The sequence below is a fragment of the Streptomyces sp. NPDC056479 genome (assembly GCF_042795335.1).
In the GTDB taxonomy this organism is placed as follows: Bacteria; Actinomycetota; Actinomycetes; order Streptomycetales; family Streptomycetaceae; genus Streptomyces.
Genome location: NZ_JBHTRZ010000003.1, coordinates 552,225 through 572,147 on the forward strand (window position 1 = coordinate 552,225; position 19,923 = coordinate 572,147).

A 19,923-nucleotide genomic window follows, 5' to 3' on the forward strand; every position below is an offset into this window, starting at 1 on the left:
AGCTCCCGTCCAAGCCCGCGTACCCGACCAAGCCCGTCAAGCCCGACTACCCGAGCAAGCCCGCCTACCCGGCCAAGCCTGAGCTCCCGTCCAAGCCCGCGTACCCGACCAAGCCCGTCAAGCCCGACTACCCGAGCAAGCCCGCCTACCCGGCCAAGCCTGAGCTCCCGTCCAAGCCGGCGTACCCGGCCAAGCCGGTCAAGCCCGACTACCCGAGCAAGCCTGCGTACCCGGCCAAGCCTGAGCTTCCCTCGAAGCCGGCGTACCCGACCAAGCCCGTAAAGCCTGACTACCCGAGCAAGCCCGACTACCCGTCGAAGCCCGTCCACCCGGACAAGCCCGACTACCCCTCAAAGCCCGTCCACCCGGACAAGCCTGACTACCCCTCAAAGCCCGTCCACCCGGACAAGCCTGACTACCCGAGCAAGCCCACCCACACCAAGCACCAGGAGAAGGAGTGGTGACCAGGAGCGCCTGATCCTCGCTGGTGCAGCCCAGGTGATGCCGGGCCCGGATGATCCGGGCCCGGCATCACCGCTGTCGCGGCGCACAGCTCTGGGGTGTGCGCGGTCGTCAGGAGCCGTCGGCGCTCAAGACGCCCGGAGACATAGACACCCCACCGCTCCGGTACCGGGGCCGGGAGCCGCCGAGGTGCCGGAGGCGTCTCGCCTACGGGATCTCCTGTTCGGCCCAGATGATCTTTCCGTCGGCGGTGTAGCGGGCGCCCCAGCGGTGGGCGAGCTGGGCGACCAGGAACAGGCCGCGGCCGCCCTCGTCCGTGCTCCGGGCGTGGCGCAGCCGTGGCGCGGTGCTGCTGGCGTCGGCGACCTCGCAGGTCAGTCGGGAGTCGCGGAGCAGTCGTAGGCGGATGGGGGGTTCGGCGTAGCGGATGGCGTTGGTGACCAGCTCGCTCACGATCAGCTCGGTGGTCATGGCCAGTTCGCCGTAGCCCCACGCCTCGACCTGGCGGGTCGCCCGGGCCCGGACTTCGGCGACGGCGGCCGGGTCCACGGGCACCTCCCACGAGACGACGTGCTCGACGCCCAGGGCATGGGTGCGGGCCAGGAGCAGGGCGATGTCGTCGGGCTGCGGTGCGGGCACGAGCTGTCGCACCGCCGACGAGCACAGGGTGTCGAGGTCGAGGTCCCGCTGCGAGAGCAACTCGCCCAGCCGGGACATGCCGTGCTCCATGTCGCGGTCGGCCGCCTCCACGAGGCCGTCGGTGTAGAGGCCCAGCAGGCTGTTCTCGGCCAGCTCGATCTCGGTGGACTCGAACGCGATCCCGCCGAGTCCGAGCGGTGGCCCGGGCGGGGGTTCGGGGAAGGAGACCTGCCCGTCGGGCGTGACGACGACCGGGGGCGGGTGCCCGGCGCGGGCCATCGTGCAGTGCCGGGTGACCGGGTCGTAGACGGCGTACAGACAGGTCGCGCCGAGGAAGCCCGCCGTGCCGCGCTGCGCCACGTCGCCCGCGTCGCCGTCCCGTTCCTCGCTGAGCCGGAGCACCAGGTCGTCGAGGTGGGCCAGCAGTTCGTCGGGCGGCATCTCCATGTCGGCGAGGGTCTGTACGGCGGTGCGCAGCCGGCCCATGGTCGCCGCCGCGGTGATGCCGTGGCCGACCACGTCGCCGACGACGAGACCGACCCGGGCGCCGGAGAGCGGGATCACGTCGAACCAGTCGCCGCCCACGCCGCCGGTCGGGTCCGCCGGCCGGTAGGAGGAAGCGACCTCCAGCGCCGTACCGCCGCTCAGGGCCTGGGGCAGCAGACTGCGCTGGAGGGTGACCGCCGCGGTGTGTTCCCGGGTGTAGCGGCGGGCGTTGTCGACGCAGAGGGCCGCGCGGGCCACCAGTTCCTGGGCGACCAGGACGTCGTCGGACTGGAACGAGACGGGGTTGAGCGAGCGGATGAACGTGGCGAGGCCGAGCACGGTGTTGCGTGCGCGCATCGGCACGGAGATCAGGGAGTGCAGGCCGAACTCGCGGATGCTGGCCGCTCGCGCGGGCTGTTCGCTGACCCACACCTCGTCGGACGGGTCGAGGACCGGGATGAGGATCGGGTCGCCGCCGATGAGCAGATGCGCGTCGTGCGGCGGGGGGACGAAGTCGACCCGTTCCCCGATCCGCGCCACGGCTTCCGGGGCGCCGTCGCGCACCGAGCTCAGGCCGGCCCGGCGCATCACCGGCCTGGCGGGGGCCGGGCCGGCGTCGGTCAGCCAGGTACCGTGCCCCTCGGTGCTGAGCACGGGCTCCAGCAGGTCCACGACGACGAAGTCCGCGAACCGGGGCACGGCGAAGTCGGCCAGCTCCTGGGCCGTCCACAGCACGTCCAGCGTCGTACCGATGCGTGTGCCGGCCTCGTTGACCAGCGAGAGCAGTTGGCGGGCGTTCCACCGTTCGGTGACGTCCGAGACCATGTAGCAGACCCCGGTGATCGTGTTGTCGACGTCCACGAGCGGAAAGAACGACGTGGAGTAGGCGTGCTGGCGGCGCGGGTCGGCCCAGCTCCAGCCCACGTACTCGTAGTCGGTGACGGCGACGCCCGTGTCCAGGACCTTGCGCATCAGGCCCTCGATGGTGTCCGCCTGGAGCCCGGGCAGCAGTTCGCTCAGCCGGCGGCCGAGCCGCTGCTCGCGGGGTACGCCGCCGAAGCGTTCCAGGGTGTCGTTGAGCCAGACGTAGCGCAGCTGGGTGTCCATCACGGCCATGCCGACCGGAGAGCGGGTCAGAAAGCCGTCGAGGACGGACTGGCCCACCTCCCACTGCTGCCGCTGCTCACGTGCGGAGACCAGGAAGCACTCGTCGGCGCCGATGCGGAAGGACGCGGAGACGCGCAGGTCCACGTCGATACGGCGGCCGTCGCGGTGGCGCAGCGGGATGTGCCCGCTCCATCCCATGCCGGCCCGGCAGCGCTCGGCGACACCGGTCGCGCGGGCCGGGTCACCGGGCATCGCGAGCAGACGCGCGGCGGAGGCGCCGACGGCCTCCGACGCCGCGAGGCCGAGGAGTTCCTCCGCGGCCCGGGTCCAGCCGAGCACCACACCGCGTCCGGAGACGACCGCCGCCGCGTCGGTGGACGCGTCGAAGAGCGCGCGCGGTCCTGCGGACGTGGGCGCGTCGGGCCTTTCTCGCGGAGCATCCATGGGTCCTCACGCAGCGTCCCTGGGGGTCCCGTCCTCTACACGACCATGTTCCTGCTAGTCCGCCGGTTGTGCACGGGCCGACGGCTTGGCGCAATGGCCCAAGAGCGCTCCGCCCGCTGACTGGGCATTGCAACAGACCCGGGGGGAGCATGGAGGTGCCGTTCGGCCCTGGCGTGGTACTCGGCCGGTAGTGGTGCCGGCCGGTGGAGGAGCTGGGATGACAGCAGAGTCCTTCAAGTCCGACGGGGGCGGGTACGGCACTGAGCCGACCCGGCCGACCGGCCTGCTCGATGTGCTGAGCGTGGCCGCCGTGGTCGTCGACGCCGCCGGGCGCGTGGTGTTCTGGACCCCGCAGGCCGAGGAGCTGTTCGGATACACCGCCGAGGAGGCCCTCGGCACGCCTGCCACGCGGCTGTTCATCCACCCCGAGCACCTGCCGGCCGTGGTGCAGCTGTTCACGGAGGTGCTGGAGACAGGCCGCAGCTGGGCCGGTACCTTCCCGGTGCGGCACAAGGACGGCAGCACCCGGCTGACCGAGTTCCGCAACATGCGGTTGCTGGACGATCTCGGGGACGTCTACGCCCTGGGCATCGCGGCCGACCACTCGCTGCTCCAGCGCGTCGAGACCGACCTGGCGCTGTGCGAGCGGTTGATCAACCAGTCCCCGATCGGTCTCGCCCTCGTCGACCCCGACCTGCGCTTTCTGCTGGTCAACCCGGCACTGGAGCGTGTCGACGGCACCCCGGCGGAGGAGCATGTGGGCCGTCGACTGCGGGAGACCCTGCCGCTGCCGGACATCGACACGATCGAGTCCTGCCTGCGCCAGGTCCTCACCACCGGCACCCCGCTGCTCGACCAGTACCACGTGGGCCGCCCGCCGGCCGACGTCGACCATGAGCGCGCGTGGTCGCTGTCCTTCTACCGGCTGGAGGACCCCGGAGGACGGGTCCTGGGCGCGGCCATCTCCTTCGTCGACGTCACCGAACGGCACCGCGCGGCCGCCGAGGCCGACCGGGCCCGCCGGCGCCTGGCGCTGATCGCCGACGCCTCCACCCGGGTCGGCACCACGCTGGAGGTGGAGCGCACCGCGGACGAGCTGGCGGAGGTCGCCACGCCCGACCTCGCCGACGTGGTCGCCGTGGACATCCTGGACTCCGCCCTGGCCTGCAGGCGCATGCGGCAGCCGGACAACGGCCCGGAGCTGTTCCGCGCCCTCGCCCTGAAGGCGTCGTACCCGAGCGCGGCCCTGCGCGCCGCCGACCCGCCCGGTGACCTGGCCGCGTACGACGGGGACAGGCTGGTCACCCTGTGCGTCCACACGGGCCGGCCGGTTCTCGTGCGGCACGTCGGCGAGGACGATCTGCGGCGCATCGCGCGGGACGAGGAGGCCACCTCCCTGCTGGCGCGCGCGGGCGTCCACTCGTATCTCGCCGTGCCGTTGATCGCGCACGGCGAGATCCTGGGCGCCCTCGACCTCAAGCGGACCCGCAACCCGCTGCCGTTCGACGAGGACGACGTGGTCCTGGCCAGTGAGCTGGCCAGCCGGGCCGCCGTGGCCATCGACAACGCCCGCTGGTTCCAGAGCGTGCGCAACACCGCCCTCACCCTGCAGCGCAGCCTGCTGCCCGACCACCCGCCGCACCACACCGGCCTGGAAGTCGCCTCCCGCTACCAGCCGGCCCAGGCCACCAGCGAGGTCGGCGGCGACTGGTACGACGTCATCCCGCTGGAGGGCGACCGGACCACGCTGGTGGTCGGCGACGTCATGGGCAACGGCATCGACGCCGCCGCCACCATGGGCCGGCTGCGCACCGCCACCGTCGCCTACGCGGACCTCGACCTCGACCCCGGCTCCGTGCTCCAGCACCTGGACAAGATCACCTGCGATCTGGAGCACTACATCGTCACCTGCCTGTACGCGGTGTTCGACCCCCGCACCAAGCAGTGCCACATCGCCAACGCCGGCCACATGCCGCCCGCCCTGGCCCGCCCCGGCCGGCCACCGGAACTGCTCGACCTGCCCGCGTGCGCCCCGCTCGGCGTCGGCGGAGTCCCCTTCGAGACCACCACGGTCGAACTCGGCCCCGGCGATCTGCTGGTCCTCTACACCGACGGCCTCGTCGAGACCCGGCTCCACCCCATCGACGACCGTCTGAACGTCCTTCTCAGCTTCCTCGAGGAACCCCGCAGACCTCTGGAGGAGACCTGCGACCTGCTCCTTTACGGACTGCGCCATCCCGACGACCACGACGACGTCGCGCTCCTGGTGGCCCGGGTGCTGTAGCCGCCGTACCGGACCCGCCTTGCCCACGACGTGCGCCCGGAGCACCCTGTTCCTATGGGTGTCAACGACGGCCCTACGCTCATCGGCTCGGTGCAGCGTGCCTTCCGCCTGCTGGAGGCGGTGAGCGCGCACGAGAACGGCGCGCCGGCGAAGCAACTGGCACGGGAGACGGGCCTTCCCCTGGCCACGGCGTACCACCTGCTGCGGACGCTGGTGCACGACGGCTATGTCCGCAAGCTCGACGACGGCGGATTCATCCTCGGTGAGCGGCTGCAGACCCTGCACACGGCGGGCCGGACGCAGGCCCTGCTCAGCCGGATCCGGCCCACCCTCGGCGCGCTGCGGGACGAGCTGTCGAGCGCCGCGTACCTCACCTTCTACGAGGAGGGCGAGATCCGGGTGGCCGAGATCGTCGACGGTCCGCGCACTCCGCGGGTCGACCTCTGGGTCGGGTTCGAGGACGCGGGGCATGCGACGGCGCTGGGCAAGTCCGTGCTGCGGGAGCTGGACGACGAGGCGCGCAAGGACTATCTGTCCCGGCACGCGCTCCCCGACCTCACCCCCAGGACCATCACCGACCCTCCGGAGCTGCTGCGACGGCTCGACTCCTCCCCCATGGCCCCGGCGGTCACGGACATGGAGGAGTACGCCCTCGGCACGGTCTGTGTCGCGGTGCCCGTCTACAGCGGGACCACCCTCGGCTCGCTCGGCGTCTCGCTGCGGGCCGACCGGCGCTCCCGGCTGGAGGAGACGCGCGCCCGCCTGGAGGAGGTCAGGGCACGGTTGCTCCCGACCGCGAACCGTGTGACCCGGGGCCTGTCGCTCACTATCTGAAATCGCTGTCCTTGTCCCATCCGGGGTAGAAACGATTTCCTGAATAAAGCAGACATTTCCCCCGGGCGCGTACGCCCCCACGCACAAGTGAGGACAGCGGACAAGCGATGAGCCAGGCCCCTGACCACGACCCCGACCACTGGCCGAGGCGATTGGTCGCCGCCATGCCCGTACTGCCCATTCTGATCATCTCCGGTTTCGTACTCGTCGATCTCGTCAGCGGTTCCGGCACCACCTGGGTCCCGCTGCTCGCCACGGGACCCGCGCTGGCCGCCACCACCGGCGGGCCGCGCGGCGTCCTGTGTGTGGGGCTGGTGGCCGCCGTCCTCGGTGTGTCCCTCGGCATCCGTGGCGGCGCCGAGGGCAGCGAGCTGGCGGTCGCGCTGGCCGCGCTGCTGGTCGTCACCCTGGCGTGCGGCGCGGGCAGCGCGCTGCGCATGCGGCGTGAGCGGGTACTGGCCGCGGTCCGCTCGGTCGCCGAGGCCGCCCAGCACGCGCTGCTGCAGCCCGTACCGGCGACGATCGGGCCGTTCCAGGTGGCCGTCCGCTACAGCGCCGCCGCGGCGGAGGCCCGGATCGGCGGCGACCTGTACGCCCTGGTGTCCACGCCCTACGGGGTCCGGCTGATCGTCGGCGATGTGCGCGGCAAGGGGCTGCCGGCCGTGGGGACCGCGGCCCTGGTGCTCGGTGTGTTCCGCGAGGCCGCCCATGACGAGCCCGATCTGCTCGATGTCGTCGCCCGCATCGAGCGGAGCCTGGCCCGCAACCTGGGCAGCGACGACTTCGTCACCGCCGTGGTCGCCGGGTATCCGCGGGAGGGGCAGCTGGAGATGGTCAACTGCGGTCACGCGGCACCGCTGCTGGTACGTGACTCCGTGGTCGTGCCGGTGGATCCGGACCGTCCCGCCCCGCCGCTCGGCCTGCGCAGCCTGTCCGGCGACGCCCCGGCGCTGCATGTGCTCCCGTTCACCGACGGGGACCAGCTACTGCTGTACACCGACGGCGTCACCGAGGCCCGCAACCACGACCGGGAGTTCTACCCGCTGGCGGAGGGGCTCGCCCGGCACACCTGCGACGAACCGGTCGACACCGTCACCGCGCTGCACGCCGAACTGCAGGCCCATGTGGGCGGCCGGCTGCACGACGACGCGGCCCTGCTGCTGCTCCGCATGCCGGCCACCGCCGAAACCCCCGTGCGCAGCGAGGCGCCCGAGCCCGGCCGCGTCGGCTCGTGCCCCTCGTAGACCCACCGTCCACCCGCCTCCCGCCCGGGTCCCCGAGTGGCACGCCTCGTGCTAGAAAAGAGATATGGCCGGATTCCTCGGCCGCCTGCGCTCCCTGTTGAGCGCGCGTACCGTCGCCCGGCAGGTCTTCGTGTTCCAGGCGGCGATCGTCATGCTCCTCGTCGTCGCCGCCGTGGTGGCCCTGGTGCTCCAGGTGCGCACCGACATCAGGCGGGAGGCCGGCAATCGCTCCCTCGCCGTCGCCGAGTCCTTCGCGAACGCGCCGGGCGTCCTCGACGCCCTGGGGGGCCAGGATCCGAGCGCGGTGCTCCAGCCGCGTGCCGAGGCGGCGCGCGAGGCCACCGACGTGGACTTCATCGTCGTGATGACGAAGGACGGCATCCGCTACACGCATCCCAACCCCGAGCAGATCGGCAAGCACTTCGTCGGCACCATCGCCCCGGCCGCGGCGGGCGGGGTGGTGCGGGAGACGTACACCGGAACCCTGGGGCCGTCCGTGCGGGCCGTGGTCCCCGTGAACGAAGCCAACGGCACGGTGGTGGGCCTGGTGGCCGCCGGAGTGACGCTGGACAGCGTGGGCGGGGTCGTGAACCACCAGCTGCCGTGGGTGTTCGGCGCGGCGGCCGCCGCGCTCGCCCTCGCCACCGGCGGTACCGCGCTGGTCAGCCGACGGCTGCTGCGGCAGACGCACGGGCTGGGGCCCGCCGAGATGACCCGGATGTACGAGCATCACGACGCCGTCCTGCATTCCGTACGGGAAGGCGTGCTGATCATGGACGGCCGGCACCGGCTGGCGCTGGCCAACGACGAGGCGCGCCGGCTGCTCGCCCTGTCCGCCGACGCGGAGGGGCGGCCCTGTCTCGCCCTGGGCATCGGCAGCGACCTCGCCCGGCTGTTCGCCTCCGGGCGGGACGCCACCGACGAGGTGCACCTCGCGCAGGGCCGGCTGCTGGCGGTCAGCCAGCGCTCCACCGACCGGGACGGCGGGCCGCCCGGCAGTGTGGCGACGCTGCGGGACACCACCGAGCTGCGGGCCATGACCGGCCAGGCGGACGTGGCGCGCGAGCGGCTGAAGCTGCTGTACGACGCGGGCCTGGAGATCGGCACCACCCTCGACGTCGCGCGCACCTCGCAGGAGCTGGCCGACTTCGCGGTGCCGAGGTTCGCCGACTTCGTCTCCGTCGACCTGGCGGATCCGGTGCTGCGCGGCGAGGAGCCGAAGGAGGGCCGCGCCGACATGCGCCGGGTCGCCTTCCAGGGCGTGCGCGCGGGCAGCCCGCTCTATCCGGTCGGCGAGCTGATCCGCTTCGGCCCCGACACACCGCAGGCTTTCGGCTTCGGCACGGGCGAGTCGGTGCTCGAGGCCGACATGCCCGCCTTCTCCGGCTGGCAGCAGCAGGATCCTGACCGCGCCCGCAGACTCGTCGACTTCGGGCTCCACGCGATGCTCACGGTTCCGCTGCGCGCCCGCGGCGTCATCATGGGCATGGCCACCTTCTGGCGCGCCGAGCGGCCCGAGCCGTTCGAGCAGGAGGAGATCTCCCTCGCCGAGGAACTGGTGGCGCGTGCCGCGGTCAGCATCGACAACGCCCGCCGCTACACCCGCGAGCACACCCTGTCGGTCACGCTCCAGCGCAGCCTGCTGCCCCGGGCCCTGCCCGAGCAGAGCGCCCTGGACGTCGCCTACCGCTATCTGCCCGCGCACGCGGCGCAGGGCGGGGTCGGCGGCGACTGGTTCGACGTCATCCCGCTGCCGGGCGCCCGGGTGGCGCTGGTCGTGGGGGACGTGGTGGGGCACGGCCTGCATGCGGCGGCCACGATGGGACGGCTGCGTACGGCGGTGAACAACTTTTCCACCCTGGACCTCCCGCCCGACGAACTCCTCGGCCACCTGGACGAGTTGGTGGCCCGCATCGACCAGGACGAGGGCGACGGCGAGACAGCGCCGATCACCGGGGCGACCTGTCTGTACGCGGTGTACGACCCGTCGTCCGGGCAGTGCGCCCTCTCCCGCGCCGGCCACCTCGAACCGGCCGTCGTGCACCCCGACGGCAGCGTCGAGTTCCTGACCGTCCCCGGCGGCGCGCCGCTGGGCCTGGGCGGCAGCCTGCCCTTCGAGGCGACCGGGCTGCGGCTGCCGGAGGGCAGCGGACTGGTGCTGTACACGGACGGGCTGATCGAGGACCAGGGCAAGGACATCGACGACGGCCTCGAACGGCTGCGTCAGGCGCTCGCCGCGGCGCCGCCGGTCCAGGGCCGGACGCCGGAGGAGACGTGCAAGGCGGTGCTGGAGGAACTGCTGCCCGAGCGGCCGCGCGACGACATCGCCCTCGTCGTCGCCCGGACCCGGCTGCTCCCGGCCGACCGCACCCAGTCCTGGGACGTCCCGGACGACCCCTCGGCCGTGGCCCGCGTGCGGGCGGCGGCAGCGCGGACGCTGGAGGACTGGGGGCTGGCGGAGGAGGCGTTCACCACCGAGCTGATCCTCAGCGAGCTGGTCACCAACGCCCTGCGGCACGCCACCGGCCCGATCGGCGTCCGTCTGATCCGCGACCGCGCCCTGATCTGCGAGGTCTCCGACGGCAGCAGCACCGCCCCGCACCTGCGCAGCGCGGCCACGACGGACGAGGGCGGCCGGGGCCTGTTCCTGGTGGCGCAGTTCGCCGATCGGTGGGGCACGCGGTACACGCCGGACGGCAAGGTGATCTGGACGGAGCAGCCGCTGCCGGGCATGCCCAACGGGGCGACGGCGCTGTAACGGCCGTAACGCGCGATACGGGACGCGATGGCCCCTTCACGTCCTGCGGCCGCGCGGCTCCTTCTGCGCCAGCAGCTGTTCGCGCAACGCCGTCAGCTGGTGGGAGTGCTCCACCGCCCGGGTCTCGTCCAGGGTGGTCAGGGCGAGGACGAGGGCGTCGGCGACGACCAGGCCGGTCAGGGCCTCGTTGGTGTTGCCGGTCGGGGTGTGGGGCGCGGTGAGGACGGCGTCGATCCGGTCCTCGAAGACCTCCCCCAGTTCGTCGGTGACGAAGACGATCCTGGCGCCGACCGCACGGGCCCGCTCGACGATGACGTTCAGCTCGGCCAGTCGCCGCCCCGGCTGGAACACCACGACGGCGTCGCCCTGTCCCAGCGTGAGCAGCGGATCGGCGAGGGCGAAGCCGGTCTCGCCGACGAAACGGGCCCGGCGTCCGATCCGGCCGAGGGCCAACGCCAGGTGCCGGGCGGCGAGTTCGCACGCGGCGACGCCGTAACAGAACACCTCGCGCGCCTCCGCGAGGACCTCCACCGCCCGCTTCAGCTCGTCGGCGCCGGTCAGCCGCCGGCACTGGTCGATGCGCTCCTGGGTCTCGTCGAAGACGTCGTTCCAGATGCCCGCCAGGTCCTGGCCCACATGCGCGATGCGCTGCTGGAGCCGTACCTCGGGGGCGAGCGCGGAGGTGAAGTCGGCGGCGAGCTCCCGCTTGAGCGCGGGCAGTCCGGCGTATCCGAGGCGCTGGAGGGCGCGTACGACGGTGGCGTTGCTGGTGCCGCTGGCCGCGCCCAGCTCCTGCGCGCTCGCGAACATCAACTGCTCCGCGGGGGCGCTGGCGAGGTACTGGGCCACGGTCCGCTCCGAAGCGGACAGCTCGTCCCACATGTCACGGACGGCGGCCCGCAGCCGTGTGAGTCCCCCGGGTCCCGCGCTACCAGATTCTGGATTCTTCATTACAAGTATTGACTCTCACGTTTCGGCCATTACGTTCTGAGCATCTCGTTCCAAGGCAATGAATTTTCGGAACGGATATTACAGCACTGGCATGTCCCCCGAGGAGTCCCGCTGATGAAACAGACCCTGCCGGTCATCGAGATCTCGGGAACCCCCCTCGAACGGGGACGCCAGTACGGCGAGGCCGTGGCCCCCCAGCTCGGGGTCGCGCTCGGCTACTACACGGAGGCCTTCGGCGCGTCCTCGGGGCTGACCTGGAGTCAGGTCACCGGCCGGGCCGCCCGCTGGCTGAAACCCGTCCGCGAATACGCCCCGCACCTGCTCGAGGAGATGCAGGGCATCGCGGACGGCTCCGGCCTGGACCTGCTCGACGTCCTCGCCCTGAACGCGCGCGGCGAGGTCATCTACGACGACTCCTTCGTCCGGATGCGCGAGGAGGAGGAAGCCGCCGAGGGCTGCACCTCCTTCGCCGCGCACGGACCGGCCAGCGGCGACGGGCATGTGTGGGCCGGGCAGAACTGGGACTGGCGGGCCGGCGTCGCCGACACCGTCGTGATGCTGCGGATCGTCCAGCCGCCGAAGCCCACCCTGATCATGCAGGTCGAGGCCGGCCAGATCGGCCGCCAGGGCGCCAACTCGGCCGGCATCGCGCTCAACGCCAACGGCCTCGGCGGGCGGTTCGGCGAGGCCGTCGGCCTTCCGCAGACCGTGGTCCGGCGCAGCGTCCTCGACCAGACGAACATCAGCGACGCACTGGACGTGCTGTGCCGCACCCGGGCGCACATCGCCAGCAACGCCCTCCTCACCTGCCGCGAGGGCTTCGCCATCGACCTGGAGACCACCCCCGCCGGCCACGGCTGGCTGTATCCCGACGACGGGCTCCTGGTGCACGGCAACCACTACCAGGCGGGCATCCCCGCCGCCCTCGCCGACGGCTACCGTCCGATCTCCCCCGACTCCCTGGTGCGCGTACCCCGCGCCGAGTCGGGTCTGCGCCGGCTGCGCGACTCCCCCGGTGCCGACGAGTCCCGCAAGCTCATCAAGGACACGATGTCGGACCACCTCGGCTACCCCGAGTCGCTGTGCACCCATGCCGACCCGCGCAAGCCCGAGGTCAAGCACTGGACCACCCTCGTCTCCTCGTGCGTCGACCTCACCGCCGGCGACTACCACGTCACGGCCGGCACCCCCTGCGACCACGAGTACCAGCACACGCCCTGGAACCTCTACGACGGCCCCCACGCCCCGAACTGACGGCCCGTCACCGGTACCCGAACCCACCCCCCGCTCCGATCTCCCCTCCCGTTCAGGAGCCCCAGCAATGAAGCTCAAGACCGTGACAACCGCCGCCGGTGTCGCCGGGGCGATGGCCCTGGTCGCCGCGTGCAGTGGTGCCACCACCGGCACCGCCACGGGCGGCGCCAAGGCCGCCGACGTCGCCGACCTCAGACTCACGCCCACCACCCCGCAGGCCACCGGATCCCTCACCGCCGTCAATTGGCTGCTGGAGGACGAGCCGGACTCCCTGGACCTCGACACCCAGGGCGGCAGCGCGGGCCGCACCGTGCTGACCAACGTCTGCGAGCGCCTCTACCAGCTCCAGCCCGACATGTCCGTACGCCCCTCCCTCGTCCGGCAGGCGGCCCGCCCCGACGCGACCCACCTGGTCCTCACCCTGCGCGACGACGTCACCTTCCACGACGGGTCGCCGATGACGGCGGACGACGTGCTGTTCAGCCTGAAGCGGCACGCGGCGCCGGAGATGGAGCAGTCGGACGAGTTCGGCAACGTCTCGGCGATGCGCAAGACCGGCGACCACGAGATCACGATCTCCTTCAAGGAGCCCGACGCCCTGTTCACCAAGGCGCTGGCCGGCGACGCCGGGCTCGTCTACAACCGCGAGCAGGTCGAGAAGGCCGGCAAGGAGTTCGGCACACCCGGTGAGGGCGATGCCTGTTCCGGGCCGTACGAACTGTCCGGCTGGAAGTCCGGCGACTCGATCACCCTGACCCGAGCCGACTCGTACTGGGGCGAGAAGCCGCTCACCGGCAAGGTCGTCTTCCGCTGGGCCGACGACAGCGCCATGGTGAACGCGCTGGCCACCGGAGCGGCCGACGGCACCTACGCCGACAACATAGGCACCGCGGCCGCGCTGCGCGGCAAGAAGGGCCTGGCCGAGTACTTCGGCCCCAGCACCTCCACCCTCGCGCTCATCCCGACCGAGCGCGGCGGCCTCGCCGATCCCGCCATCCGCAAGGCCCTCTCCCTGGTCCTCGACCGGTCGGGCATCGCCAAGTCCGGCTACGGCGGCCTGGTCGAACCCTGGGCCACCCCGGTCGGCTCCGGCGCCTGGGGCTACGCGAAGGACGCCTTCGCCGCCGCCCAGAAGCAGCTCACCGACGCACCGGCCAGCCCCGGCCCCCAGGACCTCGCCAAGGCCAAGGAACTGGTGAACAACGCCAAGAGCGCCCCCACCGAGCCGATCGTCATCGGCACCGACAGCAGCCAGGGCCGCATGGTCATCGCCAACGCCGTGCGTGCCGCGCTGACGCAGATCGGGCTCAAGGGCCAGATCAAGACCGTGCCGGCCGCCCAGTACGGCGAGTTCTACGGCGACAAGGAGGCCCGTGCCGACATCGACGTCCTGGTGGCCGACTGGTACATCTCCAAGAGCGACCCGCTCGGCTTCTACGACAACGGCCTGTCGGACAGTTCCAACAACTGGGTCGGCTTCAAGAGTTCGGCGTACGACGCCAAGGTCGAGGAGGGCCTGCGCACGCTGGACGACGCCAAGCGCGCCGAGCTCGCGATCGACGTGCAGCGGCGGTTCGCGGACGCGGCCGTGTGGATCCCCGTCGCACAGGTGCCGACCGCGCTCGTCATCGACGACGAGCTGACCGGTCCGCCCGCCTCGATGGCGTACCTCTACTACCCCTGGGCCGCGCAGCTCGGCGCGAAGAAGGGCTGAGCACCGATGTTCGTCTCGATCGGACGGCGGCTGGCGGGACTGCTGGCCACCCTGGTGGCCTCGTCCTTCGTCATCTTCGCCGCCGTCTACGCAGCTCCCGGCGACCCCGCCGTCTTCCTGGCGGGGGGCCGCGACAAGCTCACCCCGGAGCGACTGGCCGCCGTCCGGGAGCAGTACCACCTCGACGAACCGCTGGTCGTGCAGTACGGCCGCTGGCTGTGGGACAGCGTCCACCTCGACCTCGGCCGCTCCTTCCAGTACGGCGACCAGGTCTCCGACCTGCTGGCGTCCCGCTTCCCGACGACACTGGCCCTGGTCGGCTACGCCACGGTCCTGTTCGTCGTGCTGGGGGTGGGCGCCGGAGTGCTCGCCGCGGTCCGGCGCGGCACCTGGGTCGACTCCACGGTCGTGGGGACCACCACGCTCACCGCGTCCGTCCCCTCCTTCGTCGGCGGGATCGCGCTGGTCGCCTTCTTCGGCGTGCGGCTGGGCTGGTTCCCGGTGACCGGCAGTGGTGCGGGCTTCGCCGGAACGCTCCACCACCTCACCCTGCCCGCGCTCGCCATGGCGCTCGGCGCGGTGGCCGTCATCGCCCGGGTCACCCGGCAGGCGGTGGTCGAGGCGGGCTCGGCCGACCATGTGGAGGTGGCCCGCGCGGCCGGGCTGCCGGAGCGGCAGATCATCCGCCGGCACGTCCTGCGCAACGCGCTCGGCCCGGTCGTCACCATGTGCGGCCTGGTCACCGCCGGGATGCTGGCCGGCACGGTGGCGATCGAGACCGTCTTCGGGCTCAGCGGCATCGGCTCCCTGCTGGTCGGCGCGGTCAACAGCCATGACTTCCCGGTCGCCCAGGCGGTGCTGCTGCTGATGGTGGCCGGCTACATCCTCGTCACCACCCTCGTGGACCTCGTGCACCCGCTGCTCGACCCGCGTCTGAAGTCCGTGAGGAGCTCCGCATGACCGCCGTATCCGCCGATGTGCTGCTCCCGGCCCGCCGCAAACGCACCCGCCGCCGTCCCGTCCTCGTCATCATCGGGGCCGTCTTCCTCGGCCTGGTGGTCCTGGCCGCCGCGTTCGCCCCGCTGCTCGCGCCCTACGCACCCGACGCCGTCGACCTGTCGTCCTCCCTGGTCGGCACGACGGGCGACCACCTGCTCGGCACCGACGCCTCCGGACAGGACCTGCTCTCGCGCGTTCTCCACGGCGCCCGCACCAGCCTGATCGCCCCGCTCGCGCTGCTCGCGATCGCCGCGCTGCTCGGCGTCACCCTGGGCACGGTCGCCGCCTGGCGCGGCGGCTGGGTGGACACACTGGTGTCCCGGATCACCGACGTGATGTACGCCTTTCCGGGGCTGCTGTTCGTCGTGCTGATCATCGCCGTGTTCGGAGCGGGCATCACCACGTCCGTGCTGGGCCTCGGGCTGGCCTTCGCGCCGACGATCGCCAAGTACACCCGCAGCGTGGCGCTCGCCGAGCGGTCCAAGCCGTACGTCGACGCCTATCGCGTCCAGGGCATGGGCGGTCTGCGGATCTGCGTACGGCACCTGGTGCCGGGCCTCGCCCGGTCGATCGTCGGGTATCTCGTCGTGCTGTTCGGCGAGGCCCTGATGAGCCTGGCCACCCTCAGCTATCTGGGGTTCGGTGCCCAGCCGCCGAGCTCCGACTGGGGGTTGATGGTGCAGGAGGGCCAGGCCGCCATCGTCCAGGGTGCCCTGCTGCCCGCGCTGGTGCCCGGCACCGCCATCGCCGCCGTGGTGGTGGCCTTCAACGTGGTCGGGGTCTGGGCCGCCGACCGGCTCGGCGCCAGGAGGTAAGCCACGATGCTGCTCGACATCCAGAACCTGACCCTGGGCCTGCCCGGTGCGGCCCGTCCCCTGCTCGCGGACGTGAGTCTGCGCGTCGGCTCCGGGGAGACCGTCGGTCTCGTCGGCGAGTCCGGCTCGGGCAAGTCCACCACCGCGAAGTCGGTCCTGCGGCTGCTGCCCGATCAGGCGTCGGTCGCCGGCCGTGTCCTGGTAGACGGCACGGACGTGCTCTCGCTGAGCGGGGCCGGGCTGCGCCGGCACCGGGCGGGTACGGTCGCGATGGTCCACCAGGACCCGCGTTCCGCCCTCAACCCGGTGCGCCGCGTCGGCGACTTCCTCGTCGAACGCCTGGTCCGCACCGGCGGCGCGGGCGTCCGCCGGGAGGCACGCGACAAGGCCGTCGGACTCCTCGGTGCCGTGGGCCTGTCCGACCCCGAACGACGCTTCAACCAACGGCCGCACGAGATGTCCGGGGGCATGCTCCAGCGCGTGGTCATCGCCGGCGCGCTCGCCGCCGAGCCGCGGCTGCTGCTGGCCGACGAGTCCACCAGCGCGCTGGACGTCACCACCCAGGCGGAGATCCTCGCCCTGCTGCGCACCCTGCGCGAACAGCGGGGCCTGGGCATGCTGTTCATCACCCACGACCTGCAACTGGCCGCCGCGTTCTGCGACCGCGTGTACGTCATGTACGCGGGCCGCGTGCTCGAACAGCAGGACGCGGACCGCCTCTTCGGCCACGCCCGGCACACGTACACGCGCGGTCTGCTGGCCTGCTCGCCCGAACTCGGCGATCTCGACCGCGTATTGGAGCCGATTCCGGGGCGGCCGCCCTCCCTCTCCGACGCGTTCACCGGCTGCCCGTTCGCGGCACGCTGCCCGCACGCCGATGCCGAGTGCGCCCTCTGGACGCCGGAGCCCGTCGCGGTCCCGGGTGGCGGTACGGCGGCGTGCCGACGGCTGGCCGAGCTGCCCGGGGAGTCCACAGAGCCGCCGCTCACCACCGTTCCGGCCAAGAGGAGCCCCGCATGACCGCGTTCGAAGCCCGGCCCGAGGCTCCCTTGCTGGTGGCCGACGGCCTCACCAAGACGTACCGGCTGCCGGGCGGCGACCGTCTCACCGCCGCCGGCCAGGTCTCCTTCACCGTCCCGCGCGGCGGTTCGCTCGGCATCGTCGGCGAGTCCGGCTCGGGCAAGAGCACCGTCGCCCGGATGCTGGTCGGCCTCGTGCGGCCGGACTCGGGCACGGTCACGGTGGACGGCCGGGACCGCGCCGCCCGGCCGCCGTCCCCGGTCCGGGGGCGTGCGGCGCACCGGCTGGCAAGGGCCCGCGAGATCCAGATGGTCTTCCAGGACCCGTACGTCTCCCTCGACCCCCGGCTGACGGCCCGTCAATGTCTGCGTACCGTCCTGCGTCTGCACGGCCGCGACGCCGATGACGGGCGGATCGCCGCCCTCCTGGACCAGGTGGGCCTCGGCACCCGGGAAGCCGGCGCGCGCCCGCACGAGCTGTCCGGCGGCCAGTGCCAGCGCCTGGCCATCGCCCGTGCCCTCGCCGTCGATCCCCGTGTCCTCGTCCTGGACGAGGCGGTGGCCGCCCTGGATGTGTCGATCCAGGCGCAGATCCTGCGGCTGCTCGACGAGATCCGGCGGGACACGGGCGTGGCGCTGGTCTTCGTCAGCCATGACCTGGCCGTCGTCCGGCACATCACCGAGGAGACGGTGGTGATGCGGCACGGCAAGGTGGTCGAGCAGGGCCCGACGGACCGGGTCCTCGGCGCGCCCGAGGACCCGTACACCCGTCTGCTGCTGGCCTCCGTACCGCGCCGGGGCTGGGATCCGGCCGACGCGGTACGGGCCAGGGCGGAGGCGGACGCCGCGTAGCGCCACGGCGTCTCAGTCGCCGTGCGCCTCCAGCGCCGCCCGCACGCCCGACTCGAGTGCGCCCTCGATCCACGACGGTTTCACCGACGTGTGGTCCCCGGCGAAGTACAGCGGCCCCTCAGAGGTCCGGATGGCTTCCAGCAGCTCCGTGTGCTGGCCGGGGAGGAGCACGGACGCCTCGCCGTACGCGTACGGATCGCGCAGCCAGCTCTGGGTGCGCCCGGCCCCGGTGTAGAAGACCTCAAGGCGCTGGCCGTAGACCTGTTGCAGGCCCCGCAGCGCGTGCGGGTACCGGGCGTCCTCGTCCAGGGAGTCCCAGCGGGAGGCGTCGTCGGCCCAGCTGTAGGAGGCGAGGACGACGCCGCCCTTGCTGCCCTCGATCGGGTGGGAGGGGTTGATCATGAAGCGGTTGGAGTTGTCCGAGACCGAGCCGCCGCCGACGATGTGCGCCGCCTCGGGCTGGTCGCGGGTGGCCCAGCGGTTGGCGGCGTAGTGGGCGCGCTGGGCGTCGCCGATGTGGCCGTCCGGGACGGAGGGGTGGGCGCCCAGGAGGCTGCCGTCGGCCGGGGCCTTGCCCTTGCGGTAGTCGTCGTAGAGCCCGGGCCGTACGGCATCCAGCTCCCGCTTCCAGTCGGCCTCGGTGAACTCCCACCAGCGCAGGCCGAATTCGAGCAGCACCTTGGTGGCGCTGTCGTAGTGCAGCTCGGCCACCGCGCGCCGCTTCTTGTACGACATCAGCGGGCTGACCTGCACCTGCCTGAGCCCCGAGAAGGGCACCGTGACGATCGCGAGGTCAGCGGTGAACTGCTCGCGCACGACCTTGCCCTCGCGCCCCTCGGAGACGGTGTCGATCCAGACGTGCGGGCCCTTGGCGTGGACGTGCGAGGTGTCGTCGGCGCCGGGCCGGCCGGGGGCCCAGTACTCGATGTGGGTCGCGCGCCGGTCGAGGCGCAGGACGTCGGCGACCTCCTTCAGCAGCGCGTCCGGGAGGGTCGCCGTGCCGCCGACCAGCTCCCAGAACGCGGTGTCGGGGCTGATCAGCGACTGGCTGATGAAGCTGTGGATGAAGGAGAGCGGCAGCCGCGAGGTGAGATTCTCCAGCGTGCCGATCAGGTCGAGGGTCCGCTCGTCGAAGCCCGCCTCCTCGGTCAGGAACCGGTACATCGACCAGTCGCCGTACTTCTGCACGACCCGCGCCCAGCCCTTGACCCGCTCGGGCATCGGCTTGTCGACGCGCTTGCCGTCCGGGCCGACGGTGCTGAACTCGTCGCGTACGGGGTCCAGGGCGCGGCGCAGGATGGTCGAGGACGGTGTGTCCCAGTGGGCGCGCGGGACGCCGAAGGAGCGGTTGATCCGAGCGGGTGCCTTCGCGTACTCGGAGCGGCGCACCCGGATGCCGTTGACGTGCAGCCAGGCGTTGTTGACGGGCTTGCCGGCCGCGTCGACGTCGACGAGGTGGAACGGGCGGCGCTTCACGCCGAGTTGGTCGATCAGCTGCATCACCAGCGGATGGCTGCCGGGGATGCGCATCGCGCCGGCCTCCGCGTACTGGGCCGGGTCGGCGAAGGCCTGTGCCGCTTGCTCGTGCCCGCCGGTGCGGAAGGTCTTGATGCGGCCGCCGACGCGGTTGCCGTTGGCCTCGACGAGCGTGACCTGATGCCCGGCCCGCTTGAGCAGCCAGGCGGCGACCAGCCCGGCGGGTCCGGCGCCGACGACGATGATCTTCCTGGCGGTCCTCGTCGTCGCGCGCGGCAGCCCGGAGTCGAGGATCTTCCGGTATGCCGGGGCGAGCGGCCGGTCCTGGTCGTCGACCAGCAGCAGGGCGCGGGCGACGGCCAGGCAGGTGTCCCAGTCGGCGGTGGACTTCGGCCGCTGGAGGGCGGCGGGTGCGGCGGCCGCCGGTGTGGGGGTCAACGCGGCCAGGGCGGCCGTCGTGGCGGATGCCGTCGTGAACTGCCGCCGGGAGAGGGAAGTTGGGCCGACAGGGGCACGGTGATTGTCCATGTGCCCTGGATACGGGGGCAGTTGGACGGACGGAGGCCCATCCGTCGGTTCATCACC

13 protein-coding genes and 1 pseudogene are annotated in these 19,923 nt (G+C 72.3%); 11 read left to right on the forward strand and 3 right to left on the reverse strand.

Features of this window, described 5'->3' with window-relative positions; genetic code table 11:
* A pseudogene (locus ACFQ6S_RS14030) lies at window positions 1-464 on the forward strand (hypothetical protein); the annotation flags it as partial.
* A 205-nt stretch (window positions 465-669) separates the two neighbouring features.
* Here ACFQ6S_RS14030 and ACFQ6S_RS14035 read toward each other — a convergent pair.
* Entirely contained in the window at window positions 670-3,138 is a 2,469-nt protein-coding gene (locus ACFQ6S_RS14035; RefSeq protein ID WP_383407833.1) for a SpoIIE family protein phosphatase, read from the reverse strand.
* A gap of 217 nt (window positions 3,139-3,355) precedes the next feature.
* Here ACFQ6S_RS14035 and ACFQ6S_RS14040 point away from each other — a divergent pair, with 217 nt between their 5' ends.
* The 4 genes from ACFQ6S_RS14040 (at window position 3,356) to ACFQ6S_RS14055 (ending at window position 10,258) form a co-directional block, all read left to right on the forward strand.
* Entirely contained in the window at window positions 3,356-5,422 is a 2,067-nt protein-coding gene (locus ACFQ6S_RS14040) for a SpoIIE family protein phosphatase (protein ID WP_383407835.1), read from the forward strand.
* A 54-nt stretch (window positions 5,423-5,476) separates the two neighbouring features.
* Window positions 5,477-6,256 carry an IclR family transcriptional regulator gene (locus ACFQ6S_RS14045; RefSeq protein WP_383407838.1) on the forward strand — a complete coding sequence of 260 codons (780 nt, stop codon included), beginning with the start codon at window positions 5,477-5,479 and terminating at the stop codon, window positions 6,254-6,256.
* Between the two features lie 107 nt (window positions 6,257-6,363).
* Window positions 6,364-7,500, forward strand: a complete 1,137-nt coding sequence (locus ACFQ6S_RS14050) for a PP2C family protein-serine/threonine phosphatase (RefSeq protein ID WP_383407841.1) — start codon at window positions 6,364-6,366, stop codon at window positions 7,498-7,500.
* Window positions 7,501-7,564: 64 nt separating this feature from the next.
* On the forward strand, window positions 7,565-10,258 hold the full coding sequence (locus tag ACFQ6S_RS14055; RefSeq protein ID WP_383407844.1) for a SpoIIE family protein phosphatase: 2,694 nt from the start codon (window positions 7,565-7,567) through the stop codon (window positions 10,256-10,258).
* A gap of 36 nt (window positions 10,259-10,294) precedes the next feature.
* Here the strand turns inward: ACFQ6S_RS14055 and ACFQ6S_RS14060 are convergent, their stop codons facing one another.
* Window positions 10,295-11,209, reverse strand: coding sequence for a MurR/RpiR family transcriptional regulator (locus tag ACFQ6S_RS14060; protein ID WP_383407847.1), 915 nt, complete (start codon window positions 11,207-11,209; stop codon window positions 10,295-10,297).
* Window positions 11,210-11,323: 114 nt separating this feature from the next.
* On the opposite strand from ACFQ6S_RS14060, the gene ACFQ6S_RS14065 reads away from it, so the two are divergent.
* The 6 genes from ACFQ6S_RS14065 to ACFQ6S_RS14090 all read left to right on the forward strand — a co-directional run bounded on the left by ACFQ6S_RS14065 (window position 11,324) and on the right by ACFQ6S_RS14090 (window position 17,862).
* Window positions 11,324-12,463: a C45 family autoproteolytic acyltransferase/hydolase gene (locus ACFQ6S_RS14065; protein ID WP_383407850.1), complete on the forward strand. Its 1,140-nt coding sequence runs from the start codon at window positions 11,324-11,326 to the stop codon at window positions 12,461-12,463.
* A gap of 67 nt (window positions 12,464-12,530) precedes the next feature.
* Window positions 12,531-14,177 carry an ABC transporter substrate-binding protein gene (locus ACFQ6S_RS14070; RefSeq protein ID WP_383407853.1) on the forward strand — a complete coding sequence of 549 codons (1,647 nt, stop codon included), beginning with the start codon at window positions 12,531-12,533 and terminating at the stop codon, window positions 14,175-14,177.
* A gap of 6 nt (window positions 14,178-14,183) precedes the next feature.
* Complete coding sequence (locus tag ACFQ6S_RS14075) at window positions 14,184-15,137, forward strand: ABC transporter permease (RefSeq protein WP_383407857.1); 954 nt, start codon at window positions 14,184-14,186, stop codon at window positions 15,135-15,137.
* On the forward strand, window positions 15,134-15,991 hold the full coding sequence (locus tag ACFQ6S_RS14080) for an ABC transporter permease (RefSeq protein ID WP_383407860.1): 858 nt from the start codon (window positions 15,134-15,136) through the stop codon (window positions 15,989-15,991). Before ACFQ6S_RS14075 ends, ACFQ6S_RS14080 begins: the two co-directional genes overlap by 4 nt.
* A 6-nt stretch (window positions 15,992-15,997) precedes the next feature.
* Complete coding sequence (locus ACFQ6S_RS14085) at window positions 15,998-17,011, forward strand: ABC transporter ATP-binding protein (protein WP_383407863.1); 1,014 nt, start codon at window positions 15,998-16,000, stop codon at window positions 17,009-17,011.
* Window positions 17,008-17,862 (forward strand): ABC transporter ATP-binding protein, encoded by an 855-nt coding sequence (locus ACFQ6S_RS14090; protein WP_383407866.1) that lies wholly within the window; start codon window positions 17,008-17,010, stop codon window positions 17,860-17,862. The genes ACFQ6S_RS14085 and ACFQ6S_RS14090 overlap by 4 nt, the downstream gene beginning before the upstream one ends.
* A 12-nt stretch (window positions 17,863-17,874) precedes the next feature.
* Here the strand turns inward: ACFQ6S_RS14090 and ACFQ6S_RS14095 are convergent, their stop codons facing one another.
* Window positions 17,875-19,866, reverse strand: coding sequence for a flavin monoamine oxidase family protein (locus ACFQ6S_RS14095; protein ID WP_383407869.1), 1,992 nt, complete (start codon window positions 19,864-19,866; stop codon window positions 17,875-17,877).
* Window positions 19,867-19,923 lie beyond the last annotated feature (57 nt).

Coding starts and splice junctions, on each gene's coding strand:
- ACFQ6S_RS14035 (WP_383407833.1), bottom strand. CDS start 3,138: ATGGATGCTCCGCGAGAAAGGCCCGACGCGCCCACGTCCGCAGGACCG.
- ACFQ6S_RS14040 (WP_383407835.1), top strand. CDS start 3,356: ATGACAGCAGAGTCCTTCAAGTCCGACGGGGGCGGGTACGGCACTGAG.
- ACFQ6S_RS14045 (WP_383407838.1), top strand. CDS start 5,477: ATGGGTGTCAACGACGGCCCTACGCTCATCGGCTCGGTGCAGCGTGCC.
- ACFQ6S_RS14050 (WP_383407841.1), top strand. CDS start 6,364: ATGAGCCAGGCCCCTGACCACGACCCCGACCACTGGCCGAGGCGATTG.
- ACFQ6S_RS14055 (WP_383407844.1), top strand. CDS start 7,565: ATGGCCGGATTCCTCGGCCGCCTGCGCTCCCTGTTGAGCGCGCGTACC.
- ACFQ6S_RS14060 (WP_383407847.1), bottom strand. CDS start 11,209: ATGAAGAATCCAGAATCTGGTAGCGCGGGACCCGGGGGACTCACACGG.
- ACFQ6S_RS14065 (WP_383407850.1), top strand. CDS start 11,324: ATGAAACAGACCCTGCCGGTCATCGAGATCTCGGGAACCCCCCTCGAA.
- ACFQ6S_RS14070 (WP_383407853.1), top strand. CDS start 12,531: ATGAAGCTCAAGACCGTGACAACCGCCGCCGGTGTCGCCGGGGCGATG.
- ACFQ6S_RS14075 (WP_383407857.1), top strand. CDS start 14,184: ATGTTCGTCTCGATCGGACGGCGGCTGGCGGGACTGCTGGCCACCCTG.
- ACFQ6S_RS14080 (WP_383407860.1), top strand. CDS start 15,134: ATGACCGCCGTATCCGCCGATGTGCTGCTCCCGGCCCGCCGCAAACGC.
- ACFQ6S_RS14085 (WP_383407863.1), top strand. CDS start 15,998: ATGCTGCTCGACATCCAGAACCTGACCCTGGGCCTGCCCGGTGCGGCC.
- ACFQ6S_RS14090 (WP_383407866.1), top strand. CDS start 17,008: ATGACCGCGTTCGAAGCCCGGCCCGAGGCTCCCTTGCTGGTGGCCGAC.
- ACFQ6S_RS14095 (WP_383407869.1), bottom strand. CDS start 19,866: ATGGACAATCACCGTGCCCCTGTCGGCCCAACTTCCCTCTCCCGGCGG.